The organism is Clostridium sulfidigenes, from assembly GCF_052067195.1.
Classification (GTDB): Bacteria; Bacillota; Clostridia; order Clostridiales; family Clostridiaceae; genus Clostridium_J; species Clostridium_J sulfidigenes.
Genome location: NZ_JBQHQR010000006.1, coordinates 72,172 through 85,576, shown reverse-complemented (window position 1 = coordinate 85,576; position 13,405 = coordinate 72,172). Strand labels below are relative to the sequence as shown.

Genomic DNA, 13,405 nt, shown 5'->3' with positions numbered 1-13,405 from the left:
ATCTATATAAGAGATATAGAAAGTTGATCACTACTCTTTATATCTCTTATTTTTCCACAAAAAATTCCAGCCTAAATATCAACTGGAATTTTTTCTATTCAATTTATTTCTTAAGGGATTTTTTTGTAGCATTAAATATTTTTTGATATCCTGTACATCTACATAAATGTCCAGATATTTCTCTTTTTATTTCTTCATCAGTATAATCTTCACCACTATTTACCAACGCTGTAGTTGTAAGTACTAATCCTGGAGTACAGAATCCACATTGAATTGCACCCTCTTCTATAAATGCCTTTTGCACCTTTGATAAGTTTCCATTTTCTGATACCCCCTCTATGGTTAAAATTTCTTTTTTATCAGCCCAAATAGCCATATAAATACATGAATCTATAGGTATTCCATCCACTAGTACTGTACAAGCTCCACATTCTCCAACTGAACATCCTTGCTTTACCCCTGTAAATTGAAGTCTATTTCTCAATACATCTAACAAAGATTCTCGCACATCTACTTCTAAATTATAATTTTTTCCATTTACTTTTACTGATATCTTTTTATAATTCTTATCAATCATAATAAAATCCCACCTTATTTAGTTACTTCATAAATACCTCGTACTGTTAATTCTTTTATTAAATGCTCCCTATAAGCCTTTGATGCTCTCCATGAGTCTCTAGCACTTGCTGATTTTACTGCATATTGTGCAATATTATTAATATTTTCTTCTGAATATTCTAAACCAAGGGCATACTTCTCTGCATCCTTACATCTTATAGGAGTAGGCGCAGCTACCCCTAACGCTATTCTTAAATCTTTAAATTTATTTTCCTTCATACTAGCTACAACACATACACCTAGCATAGAAATATCCATTGCCTTTCGATTACTATACTTAATATATGTTCCTCTTACTCCCTCATAGTCTTTTTTTTCAATTAAAATGCTTATTAGAATTTCATCTTTTCTTATATTAACCTTTCCAGGACCTTCGTAGAATTCCTCTATTGGAACTATTCTCTCTCCCTTAAAACTTCTAAGTCTTAATTTAGCATTAAATGCAAATAAAGTTGGTGCACTATCTGCTGAAACAGCTCCATTACATACATTCCCTCCAATAGTGGCCATATTTCTTATTTGTGGTCCTCCCATAGATACAGCACCTTGCCCTAAAGCAGGAATAAAATCTTTTATAATTTTATTTCTATATATATTGGTAAAGCAAGTAGTGGAGCCAATTTCTATGGTGTCATTTTCTAGAACCTTTATGAAGTCTAATTCTTTTAAGTTTTTTAGACTTAAAAGTTCTACTTCTTTCATATCACCATGATGCAATTTAATTAAAACATCAGTTCCACCAGATATTATTTTTAAATTATTATTTTCATGAAGAATTTTTACTGCCTCTTCTACACTTCTAGGCTCTTGTATATTCTTAATATCAAACATTTTTATCTTTAATAGAGATTTAACACTCTACTAAAATTCACCTCCTTCTATATTTATATAGTCTACTAACTATACAATCTGAACTCTTAAATTTAAGGTAAATCCTATATTAAGCCCTCTTCCTTAAACTTTTCAAATACTCTTTGTGGATTCATTGGTATTCTATTAAAAGCAACACCAGTTGCATCTAAAACTGCATTTCTTATAGCTGGGGCTGGAGAAAGTGTTGTATTTTCACCTAAAGATTTTTGTCCAAAACTTCCTGCATCATCTGGAATTTCTACAAATGCTGAACCAATATTAGGCGTGTCTAAAATAGTTTGTAATTTATAGTCTAAAAGATTGTTATTAAGAGCTCTTCCAGTCTTCTCATCAAATATCATTTGCTCTGATAAAGCATATCCCAGTGCCATACTTACACCACCGTGAACTTGCCCTTCTGCTAGCATTGGATTAATTATAGTTCCAGAATCATGAATATTATATATTTCTACTACGGTTATTTGACCAGTTTTTATGTCTACTTCAACCTCTGCAAAGGTTGCTCCATAAGCAACTACATTAGTCCTTATATTAACAGAAGTGTCACTAGTTATAGGAGAACTGTAAATCCTATCATAAAATGATTCTAACGCTATATGCTCAAGAGAACAGACAACTATACCCGTTGTTTTTTCAACTATATTACAATCAACTATATCCATTACCTCTGGATTGAGGCCATTTTTTCTGCTAGCAAACTGAAGAACTTTACTCTTTACCTCCATAGCAGCTTTTTTAACTGCAGCACCTGTAACAAAAGTTTGTCTTGATGCATAAGCACCTGTATCAAATGGAGTAATATCAGTATCTTGATTTGAAATTACATGAACCATATCAATTGGAATTCCTAAAACCTCTGAAGTCATTTGTGCAAATATAGTATCACTACCTTGACCAATTTCTGTAGCCCCAATTTGCAACTGTACTGAACCATCTTGATTCATCACAATCCTTGCACCTGCTGCTTCTAGAGCTACGGGATAGGTACCTGCAAAATAACTAAAGCAAGCCATTCCTACTCCATGTCTTAAACTACCTATTTGATTTTTATATAGCTTTTTCTTTTCATTCCAATTTATTAATTCCATTCCCTTTTCAAGACACTGTGATAGTCCCATGGAACGCACCACATTTTTGGAGGATGGATCTACATGATTTTGCTTCACCAAATTTTTCAATCTGAATTCCACAGGATCTATATTTAGTTCTCTAGCAATATCATCTAAATGACTTTCTAGAGCAAATGAAATTTGTGGAACTCCATATCCTCTCATAGCTCCTGCTACCGGCATATTAGTATATACAGTTTTAGGCTCATATTTTATAGCATTAAAATTATATAATGGTCTAAATTTACTCCCACAGCTCATGGTCACTGAATGTCCATGAGATGCATATGCTCCATTATTTACTAAGTTCTTTATATCTATTGCTAGTAACTTACCTTCCTTAGTAACTCCAGTTTTAAATGTAAATCGCATAGCATGACGAACCCTTGTGTCTATAAAACATTCTTCTCTAGTTAATGCATATCTAACTGGTCTTCCATTAACCGCAAGTGTCATTGCTGCAGTTAATGGCTCTATAACAACATCTTGCTTATTTCCAAATCCACCACCTATATATGGCTTTATAACCCTTATTCTTCCCCATGGCATCCCTAGTGCCTGTCCTACTATCCTTCTTACAATATGTGGTATTTGAGTAGAAGTTACTATTACAATTCTTCCATCTGACTCCATATAAGCATACGCACTATGATTTTCCAGATGACAATGTTGTACAGTACTAGTATTAAATTTACCTGTAAATACTTTGTCAGCTTCTTTTAACTCTATTTCTACGTCTCCTACTTCATTGCCAAAAGAGCTAATAATATTATTTTGTCTTTCTTCATGTATTATTGGGGCACCTTCTTTTATAGCTTCTTCCTGATCCATTACAAATGGCAACACTTCATATTCTACATCTATAAGTTTTATAGCTTTTAGAGCTATTATTTCATCTATGGCTACAACTGCCGCCACTGGTTCTCCACAAAAGCGAACTTTATCAGTAATGATTAATCTATCTTCTACATCTCTATGTGCTTCATCAAAGGTCCAAGGGTGTCCAGCCGTTGCAAATTTTATTTTTGGTAAATCTTGATAAGTAATTACTGCTTCAACACCATCTAAATTTTTTGCTTTAGAAACATCAATACTTCTTATTTTTGCATGGGCATAAGGACTTCTAAGCACCTTTCCTATTAGCATTTCCCTTTCAAAATAGTCATCAGCATACTTAGCCTTCCCTGTAACCTTTGCCACACCATCTAATCTAGATACACTACTACCTATTACCTTATAATTCATAATTCTCTTTAGCAAGATTATAATCCTACTAAAGCACCTCCCTTTATTCTTACTGATTAATTAGTCACAAAAATATATAACTATACAAGCTTTTTAATGTTTTCTATAACTTTAACTCTCTACCTACGTAATTTCCTTTTTCATTACCTACCAATTTTCCATCCTTTATAATAAATCTTCCCCTTGAAATAGTCGTAATTACTTTACCTTTTACATCTAGTCCTTCATATAAATTGTAGTCACAATTGGAATGAGAGTATTTTATTTTATGCCTATCTAAAGGGTCAAATACTACAACATCAGCATCTGATCCTGGGAGTAACGTTCCTTTTTTAGGATATAAACCATGAATCTTTGCTGGATTCTTTGTAAACTTATCAATTATTTTATCACCAAACATTGTATACAATAAATTAAAAGAATATTCTATTCCACCTATTCCCATAGGAATTAAATCTAAAGTTTCTCTTGCTTTTTCATTAGATTTAAATGGACAATGATCAGTACCTATTACACTAACATGATCTATATTTTTTCTTAATTCATCAATTTCTTCTAAAGACCTAAGAGGTGGTGTTAAGGTATATAGAAAACCATCCTTTAATAAATAATTATCTTTAGATAAATAAAAATATTGAGGGCAGCTTTCTATAAATAAATTTTTATTTATTAAACTTTTATATAAGTCCATAATTCGACTTAAAGATTCTCCTGAACTAAGGTGTACAATATACATATATCCATCCATATTCTTAGTCATTTCAGCTAAAGTTAAAACTTCTGTAGTCTCACATAATGTGGGTCTATTTTCTTCATGGGATCTTACTGGAAACTTTCCCTCTCTGATTAACTCTTCATTTTCACTATGAGATATAAGTATAACCTTCATTCTTTTCGAAATTTTCAGTAAATTACCAATAGTTCTTAATCCAGTTTTTCTATTACTGGAACTATAAGTAGTAAAGAATTTTATGCTACAAATTCCCCTCTTTTTAATTTCCTCAATAAATAGTTCTTCATTATCCTGAAAATTTGCAATAGTACTATGAAATCCATAATCTACAACAGAAACCTTTGCTTTTCTTTTTCTGTCTACAAAAGCTTTTTCTAACTCTTCAATATTTTTTACTGGATCTAAAAAATCTATAAATGTTGTAATTCCACCATATGCAGCTACTATAGAACCATTGTAAAAATCATCAGCAGAAACCTCATTACCCACCCTAAGCTGAAAATGTACATGAGGATCTATAAATCCTGGTAATACATAATTTCCTTTTGCATCATAAATATCTTTTGATAAGAAAATATCCTTTGACAGGTTTTTAATAATCCCATTATCAATGTACAAATTTCCTCTAATAAATTCCCCTTCCACATATATATTTCCATTGACTATGGCTAAATCATAACAATTCACAATATCAACCCCATATATTTACTTTGTAATAATATTTTACCATTATATTCTTTTATTTACCATAAAATATTATTGTACTAATAGAAATTATTGATATGAAATATTAAATTAAATTCTCTAATATGGCTCTTGATAAACAGAGTTCTAAGCTTCAGAAGAAGTATTCACTCCCACGGAAGCTTAGAACTCGTTATCCAGGGACGTAGCAGCTCTTTGCTACCGCCTCGAAGAAGATGGAGTATTAGAGCTGGTAGTCATCGGATAAATATTTATTGTAATAGATTACATTTTTTTAAAATCCCACTATACAAATCTTTAAAAAAGTATTATACTGTTAGTGATTTGATGAATTATTGAAAATATTTTGTATATTTTCAATGTTAAACTTATTTAGTAAGGGGGTATTTTTTAAGTGTGTTGTAACTTAGAAAAAAATCAAATGTTTAAGGAATTAGAAGACTTTATTAATTCCTTACCTGTCAAAGATGGAGCTTTAATAGAGGTTTTGCATAAAGCTCAGCATATCTTTGGATATCTACCTAAGGAAGTTCAAACTTTCGTCGCTGATAAACTAAATTTACCTATATCTAAAGTTTATGGTGTTGTAACATTTTACTCATTTTTCACTACTGAACCTCGTGGTAAGAATGTAATAAATGTGTGCATGGGTACTGCATGTTTTGTTCGTGGTGCTGGAGATGTTCTTAAAGAATTTGAAAAAGAACTAGGTATTAAATCTGGACAAACTACAGAAGACATGAAATTTACACTAGGTTCTTTAAGATGTGTTGGTGCTTGTGGTCTAGCTCCTGTTTTAACTGTAAATGATAAGGTTTACGGTCACTGTACTCCAGACCAAGTAAAAAGTATATTAGCTGAATATGAGTAGAATTAGGAGGTAACAAAGTTGAATAAAATAAATTCCTTTGAAGAATTAAACAAAATTTATCAGGAATACAAATCATCCCTTGATATTAGAAAAGCAACTGGTATCGATGGCTTTGTTTGTGAAAAAAATAACTATAAAAAAGAAATACTTATTTGCGGAGGAACTGGGTGTAAGTCTGCACAAAGTGATTTAATTAAAGATAACCTTGAAAAAGAAATTAGTAAGTTAGGTTTGGAAGATGAAGTATACGTTTCCATAACTGGTTGTTTTGGTTTCTGTGAAAAAGGTCCTATAGTAAAAGTTACTCCAGATGATGTGTTTTATGTTCACGTAACTCCTGAGGATGCTGAAGAAATCATAAATGAACATATTGTTAATGGAAATGTTGTACAAAGATTACTTTACGAAGAGCCAACTATAAAAGAAAAAGTTAAGACTCAAGATGAAATGACTTTCTATAAGAAGCAAGTTAGAATAGCTCTAAGAAATTGTGGATTAATAAACCCTGAAAATATTGATGAATATATTGCTGAAAAAGGATATCTAGCTCTTGGAAAATGTCTAACAGAATGCACTCCTGATGACGTAATAAATGTTATATTGAAATCTGGACTAAGAGGAAGAGGCGGCGGCGGCTTTCCTACCGGAAAGAAGTGGCAATTTGCAAAAGGCTATGATGCTGATCAAAAATATATTATTTGTAATGCCGATGAAGGTGATCCAGGTGCATTCATGGATCGTTCGATTTTAGAAGGAGATCCAAATAGTGTTCTTGAAGCTATGGCTATAGCTGGTTATGCTATAGGTGCTACTAAAGGTAATATATATATTAGAGCTGAGTATCCACTAGCAATTCAAAGACTTAGAATTGCTATAAATCAAGCTAGAGAATATGGACTCCTTGGTGAAAATATACTAAATTCAGGCTTTGATTTTGATATTGAAATTAAATACGGAGCTGGTGCCTTTGTATGTGGTGAAGAAACTGCTCTTATTCATTCAATAGAAGGTAACCGTGGAGAACCAACAAATAAACCACCATTCCCTGCTGAATCTGGACTTTGGAATAAGCCAACTTGCGTTAATAACGTTGAAACTTTAGCGAATATTCCAGCTATTATTAATAATGGTGCAGATTGGTTTAGTTCAATCGGCACTAAATCTTCCGCTGGTACTAAGGTTTTTGCTCTTGCTGGTAAAATTAATAACGTTGGTCTTGTAGAAGTGCCTATGGGAACAACTTTAAGAGAAATTCTTTTTGAAGTAGGTGGAGGAATTAAATTTGATAAAGAATTCAAAGCTGTTCAAACAGGAGGACCTTCTGGTGGATGTATTCCTAAAGAATTTTTAGATACTCCTATTGACTTTGATTCTTTAAGTGCTATCGGTTCTATGATGGGATCTGGTGGAATGATAGTAATGGATGAAGACAACTGTATGGTTGATATAGCTAAATTCTACTTGGAATTTACAAAAGAGGAATCTTGCGGTAAATGTACACCTTGTAGGATTGGTAACACTCGATTACTTGAAATTCTTGAAAGAATATCAAAGGGCGAAGGTGATTTAAGTGATCTGGATAAGCTTCAAGAGCTTAGTAACACTATAAAAGATACTTCACTTTGTGCTTTAGGACAAACTTCTCCTAACCCTATTCTTAGTACAATGAAATATTTCTATGATGAATATAGAAGTCACGTTGTAGATAAGATTTGTCCAGCAGGAGTTTGTAAGGACCTTATGAAATTTGTTATTACTGATAGATGTATTGGCTGTACTAAATGTGCAAGACAATGTCCAGTTGGCTGTATCGAAGGGAAAGTTAAAACTAAGCATGTAATTGACCATAGCAAATGTATTAAATGTGGTGCATGTAAATCTAGCTGTCCAGTTGATGCAATAGATCTAGTTTAATAATTTAAAAGAGGTGAAAGTATTGAGTTTAGTTACACTTAAAATAAATAATAAAGAAATATCAGTGGAGCAAGGAACCACAATTCTTGATGCTGCACGTAAGCTTAATATAAAAATTCCTACCCTTTGCTACCTAAATCTTCATGATAAAAAGACAACTAATAAACCTGGTTCTTGTAGAGTTTGTGTAGTTGAAGTGGAAGGAAGAAAAAATTTAGCACCATCTTGTTGTACAGCTGTTTCTCCAGGTATGGTTGTTAATACTAGTACTCCAAGAGTAATAGCAGCAAGAAAAACTATAATTGAACTTTTATTATCAGACCATTCTATGGATTGCTTAACCTGTCAAAAAAATTTAAATTGTGAACTCCAAGAGCTTGCTAGTACTTATGGAGTAACTAATTTAAAATATACTGGTTCAAAATCTGTAGCTGTAAAAGAACTTAAAAATCCATCTATAGTAAGAGATACTTCTAAATGTATTTTATGTAGAAGATGCGAAGCTGTTTGTAGCCAAGTTCAAAAGGTTGGTGCAATTGGACCAATAAATAGAGGTTTTAATACCACTATAAGCACTGCATTCTTTGAAGAGCTAAATAATAGCGCTTGTACTTTATGTGGTCAATGTATAAATGTCTGTCCTACTGGGGCATTAATGGAAAAAGATAATACTATAGATGTATTAAACGCTATAGGAAATAAAGATAAATTTGTAGTAGTTCAAACTGCTCCGGCTGTTCGTGCAGCACTTGGAGAAGAATTTGGTATTAAAGAAGGTGCTGTTACTGGTAAAATGGTTGAAGCGCTAAGAGAACTTGGTTTTGATAAGGTTTATGATACTGATTTTGCTGCAGATTTAACTATTATGGAAGAAGCTACAGAATTTCTAGGAAGGTATAAGAGTGGTGAAAATCTTCCTATGATTACTAGTTGTTGTCCTGGATGGATTAATTTCATAGAAAAACATTATGGAACCCTATTAAATCTTCCATCAACATGCAAATCTCCTCAACAAATGTGGGGCGCTATTGCAAAAACATACCTTGCTGAAAAACTGGGTATACCATCGGAAAAACTTTATGTTGTATCTGTAATGCCATGTGTTGCCAAAAAATCCGAAGCTAACAGAGAAGAATTTGTCAATGAAAATAATAATCCAGATATCGATGTAGTTATAACTACAAGAGAATTAGCTAAAATGATTAAACGCTCTGGATTAGAATTTGCTTCTCTACCTTCCTCTGATTTTGATACTATTATGGGTGAATCTACTGGTGCTGGAGTTATTTTCGGAACTAGTGGTGGCGTTATGGAGGCTGCTTTACGTACTGCTTATGAATGGATTACAAATAGCACTTTAGAAGAACTTGATTTTAAATCTGTTAGAGGTCTTGAAGGAATCAAAGAAGCTTCATTAGTTATTGATGGTAACAAAATTAATATAGCTATTGTAAATGGACTTGCAAATGCAAAGAATTTGTTAGATAATATAGAAGATACATCTAACAAATATCACTTCATTGAAGTTATGGCATGTCCAGGAGGATGTATAAACGGTGGTGGTCAACCATATTCTAATGAGCAATATTCATTAATAGAAAAAAGAATGAATGCTCTTTATAGTGAGGATGCTAATAAGGTTATAAGAAAATCTCATGAAAACCCTGAGATAATAAAGCTTTATGATGAATTCCTTGGAAAACCTAATGGAGAAAAATCTCACCATTTACTTCATACTCACTATATAAATAGATAAACACCTTAATTTAGTTATTAGTTATTAGTCCCTAACTAATATAAATATAAACATAAAAATGATGGTATAAATAACTTATTTATACCATCATTTTTATATAGTTCCCTATTTACAATTATAAAAATTAAAAACATATAAAGTAATATTATCCTAAGTTATAAAAGAATGTTACAAATACTGGAACTAAAGAACTTAATATAACTCCATTTATAAATGCTATTACAGCTATCTCTGGATTTGTTGCTTTAGCTATAAGTGGTAATGTTGTATCCATAGAAGTAGCTCCTGCAGGTGCTATGGCTGTATAGCCATTCAGTTTTTTAGCTAATATTGGAATTAAAATAACTGTTATCATTTCACGGAATACATTTGTTAAAAATGCTATAGCTCCTAAAGTATCTCCACCCATTTCTTTAAGCATTACTCCTGATAAGCTATACCATCCAAATCCTGAACCTATAGCTAAGCTCTCATTAACAGCCATGTTAAATAGGAATCCTACTAAAAGTCCTCCTAGTAAACTACCTACAATTCCTCCAAATGGTACTAACAAAACCTTAAATCCTGCCTTTTTTAAATCTTTAAATATGGTCTTGTTGCCACCTACATCTATACCAACTAAAAAGATTAAAACAAATAATGAAATGGATGCAAGATTATCAATACTACTCATTATTTCTGGTGGAAACACAAAATAACCACAACCCATTCCAACTAATATAGATACTATTATTATGTACGTCATATTACTTGTCCTCCCCACATGCCTCATTTAAAAGCTCACTACACTCTTCAATTACAACATTTCCATCTTCTACAATCTCTGCATTTAAGATTGATTCTTCCTTGGGTAATTGATTTTCTTTAGGCATAAACTTTTCTGATAAAATATACACAAGTACTATACTTACACCTATTGTAGCTACTGCAAATAAAAAAGACTTTAACCCTATGGTTGGAAGATTTTTTATTATGCCCTTATCCGCTCCTATAGAAGCTCCCATAGAAAATAATAAGAATATTACACCAAGTTGTTGTAATTTACCATTTATAATTTTCCCCTTCTCACCTAATTTTAGAAAGTACCCTACAATGGCACCGAGTATTAATGCAATTAAAATTTCCATATGTCCCCCTCCTCTACCACGTTATTATATCATAGATTTGGAAACAGTTACATTATATTTAGATTATTTTTATTATATTTAACTTTATACCTTTATACATGAAATTATTTGTAATAATAATGATAAATATATTTAATCTTGAATATATATAGGAATATATTAAAAATTGATAAATAAGGAGTTATAATATGAAGAACATCTTTATGCCCTACTATATTAACGGTGATACTATTAGAGATATGTATAAAATTGCTATAAATCGATATGAAAACATTGAAATAAGTGGAAAAAGAGAAGAAACTACAATTCAAGCTACTCTACCATTGTCCGAACTAACTTGTGGAAAAATCATTCAAGGTTCAGCTACAGTGACTTTATCTAAAAGTACTCAAAGAAAATCAATAGATGAAATAGAGAATTCATCTATTAATCTATTTATAAATCTAGAAACTTTATTAAATCGAAACAATGCAATCAAATCTTTAAAAATATATAGTGACCTGAATACAATTTCTCCTGGAGATATTGTAGAATTACAGTGTACTATAGAAAAATCAGATAGCACTTTAGAACTTTTAAGAAATACATTAGAATTACTTGAGTTTCAACAAATAACTTCTGATATAGATAATACCTCTATGATTAATTGGATAAAAAGAAATATAAAATCTTTAACAGAAGATAAAGTATTAAAATATCCTGTCTCACTTCCTTTTGATTCTAATTCTTTAGTCATTACTTCTGTTTGTAGTAAACATGCATCTATGGACATAGAGTGTTATATTGGTAGACCTTGTACAATTGTTGGTGAAATAGCAAGTTATGACTATCCCCAGTCAAATCATAATATTATTGATAGTAACCCTTTAGTATCTAAATTATTATGGGATTTTATTACATCTCATAGCAACTATAAAGACTTTGTTTCTCATTTAGACTATAATAATGAATTTCCTTCTGATAAGAAAGTGTTGGAAATTGTACCTTTTATAATTTATATGTAATAAACATCTTGTTTTAGTAATATTTGTAGATTATACTAATATTAATAATTATATCTATTAATATTAGGGGGATTTATATGGACAAGTATTTTAAACTTACTGAAAACGGAACTAACGTAAAGCGTGAAATTGTTGCTGGAATTACCACTTTTCTAACAATGGCTTACATTATTGCTGTAAATCCTAATTTCCTTAGTACAGCTATGGGTGATGGTACTGCTGGAGCACTTGTAACTGCTACATGTCTAGCTGCGGGACTTACTACTATACTCATGGGACTATATGCTAATGCACCTTTTGCACTGGCATCTGGTATGGGACTTAACGCCTTCTTCGCATTTACAGTATGCGGTGCCATGGGTGTTCCATGGCAAGTGGCACTTACTGCTGTTTTTGTAGAAGGTATAATTTTCATTATTCTTTCTGTAACTAGAGTGCGTGAAGCTGTAGTTAATTGTATCCCACTTACAATGAAGTACGCTGTTACTGCTGGTATTGGACTTTTTATTGCTTTTATAGGTTTAACAGGTGCAGGTATTGTAGTGTCTAATGAAGCTACCCTTGTATCTCTAGGTTCTATGGTAGCTCCTGGTGCTATAATCGCAGTTATTGGCATTCTTATTATAGCTATTTTGAACTCTAAAAATATCAAAGGAGCTATGCTTTGGTCCATTCTGATTTGTTCTATAATTGGTTGGATATATGCAGTTATAAATCCTGAAGGAGCTACCGCCGCTGGCATATATCTTCCAAATGGATTATTCAAATATGAATCTATCAAATCAATTGCCTTCAAGCTTGACTTCTCTGTATTCACTAATAGCTCAGCTATTCTTAATTTTATAACAATTTGTCTTACTTTCTTATTCGTAGACTTCTTTGATACTGTTGGTACATTAGTTGGAGTATGTTCTAAGGCTAATATGCTAGATAAAGATGGTAATGTGCCGATGGCAAAGAAAGCTCTACTTGTAGATGCTATAGGAACCACCTTTGGTTCTTTAGTTGGAGTTTCAACCGTTACTACTTATGTAGAAAGCGCAGCTGGAGTTAGTGAAGGTGGAAGAACTGGGCTAACAGCTGTTACTACAGGTATTCTATTCTTATTGGCAATGTTTCTATCTCCAATATTTATAGCTATACCAGGTTGTGCTACAGCTCCTTGCTTAATTTGGATTGGTTTTATGATGCTAGAAAGTGTTATGAAAATAGACTTTACCGATTTTACTCAAGGCTTCCCTGCATTCATTACTATAGCCGCAATGCCATTATGTTATAGTATCGGTGATGGTCTTACCCTTGGAATTCTTTCATATACATTAATAAACTTATTAAATAACATATTTGGTAAGAAAGAAACTAAAAAACCAATCTCAATAGTAATGTATATTCTATCCATCATATTTATACTAAAACTTATATTTATGTAATTTATGTTTTAGTTATCATT

General features: G+C 31.9%; 11 protein-coding genes. 5 read left to right on the top strand and 6 right to left on the bottom strand.

What is annotated here, in order from left to right:
• Nucleotides 1–103: 103 nt before the first annotated feature.
• From xdhC to ACTNBA_RS08810, 4 genes are all read right to left on the bottom strand, one after another.
• Complete coding sequence (gene xdhC / locus ACTNBA_RS08825) at nucleotides 104–577, bottom strand: xanthine dehydrogenase subunit XdhC (protein ID WP_035133625.1); 474 nt, start codon at nucleotides 575–577, stop codon at nucleotides 104–106.
• Nucleotides 578–591: 14 nt separating this feature from the next.
• Nucleotides 592–1,449 carry a xanthine dehydrogenase subunit XdhB gene (xdhB, locus tag ACTNBA_RS08820; RefSeq protein ID WP_441073465.1) on the bottom strand — a complete coding sequence of 286 codons (858 nt, stop codon included), beginning with the start codon at nucleotides 1,447–1,449 and terminating at the stop codon, nucleotides 592–594.
• Nucleotides 1,450–1,553: 104 nt separating this feature from the next.
• A complete protein-coding gene (xdhA, locus tag ACTNBA_RS08815; RefSeq protein WP_441073463.1) occupies nucleotides 1,554–3,845 on the bottom strand; it encodes a xanthine dehydrogenase molybdenum-binding subunit XdhA in 2,292 nt (763 codons plus the stop codon).
• Between the two features lie 103 nt (nucleotides 3,846–3,948).
• Nucleotides 3,949–5,265 carry an amidohydrolase family protein gene (locus ACTNBA_RS08810; RefSeq protein WP_441073462.1) on the bottom strand — a complete coding sequence of 439 codons (1,317 nt, stop codon included), beginning with the start codon at nucleotides 5,263–5,265 and terminating at the stop codon, nucleotides 3,949–3,951.
• A gap of 412 nt (nucleotides 5,266–5,677) precedes the next feature.
• On the opposite strand from ACTNBA_RS08810, the gene nuoE reads away from it, so the two are divergent.
• Genes nuoE through ACTNBA_RS08795 form a run of 3 tightly spaced genes read left to right on the top strand, consistent with a single transcriptional unit; the run spans nucleotide 5,678 to nucleotide 9,824 of the window.
• Nucleotides 5,678–6,154 (top strand): NADH-quinone oxidoreductase subunit NuoE, encoded by a 477-nt coding sequence (gene nuoE, locus ACTNBA_RS08805; RefSeq protein WP_035133630.1) that lies wholly within the window; start codon nucleotides 5,678–5,680, stop codon nucleotides 6,152–6,154.
• 18 nt (nucleotides 6,155–6,172) lie between these two features.
• Complete coding sequence (locus ACTNBA_RS08800) at nucleotides 6,173–8,068, top strand: NADH-quinone oxidoreductase subunit NuoF (RefSeq protein WP_035133632.1); 1,896 nt, start codon at nucleotides 6,173–6,175, stop codon at nucleotides 8,066–8,068.
• A 22-nt stretch (nucleotides 8,069–8,090) separates the two neighbouring features.
• Nucleotides 8,091–9,824: an NADH-dependent [FeFe] hydrogenase, group A6 gene (locus ACTNBA_RS08795; RefSeq protein WP_441073460.1), complete on the top strand. Its 1,734-nt coding sequence runs from the start codon at nucleotides 8,091–8,093 to the stop codon at nucleotides 9,822–9,824.
• Nucleotides 9,825–9,969: 145 nt separating this feature from the next.
• On the opposite strand, the gene ACTNBA_RS08790 is transcribed toward ACTNBA_RS08795, so the two are convergent.
• Both ACTNBA_RS08790 and ACTNBA_RS08785 read right to left on the bottom strand, forming a co-directional pair.
• Nucleotides 9,970–10,569, bottom strand: a complete 600-nt coding sequence (locus ACTNBA_RS08790; protein WP_441073459.1) for a LysO family transporter — start codon at nucleotides 10,567–10,569, stop codon at nucleotides 9,970–9,972.
• Between the two features lies 1 nt (nucleotide 10,570).
• On the bottom strand, nucleotides 10,571–10,951 hold the full coding sequence (locus ACTNBA_RS08785; protein WP_441073458.1) for a LysO family transporter: 381 nt from the start codon (nucleotides 10,949–10,951) through the stop codon (nucleotides 10,571–10,573).
• Nucleotides 10,952–11,139: 188 nt separating this feature from the next.
• Between ACTNBA_RS08785 and ACTNBA_RS08780 the strand changes: the two genes are divergently transcribed.
• Entirely contained in the window at nucleotides 11,140–11,955 is an 816-nt protein-coding gene (locus tag ACTNBA_RS08780; protein WP_441073456.1) for a hypothetical protein, read from the top strand.
• Nucleotides 11,956–12,032: 77 nt separating this feature from the next.
• On the top strand, nucleotides 12,033–13,385 hold the full coding sequence (locus ACTNBA_RS08775; protein WP_346846551.1) for an NCS2 family permease: 1,353 nt from the start codon (nucleotides 12,033–12,035) through the stop codon (nucleotides 13,383–13,385).
• The last annotated feature ends 20 nt before the right edge of the window (nucleotides 13,386–13,405 follow it).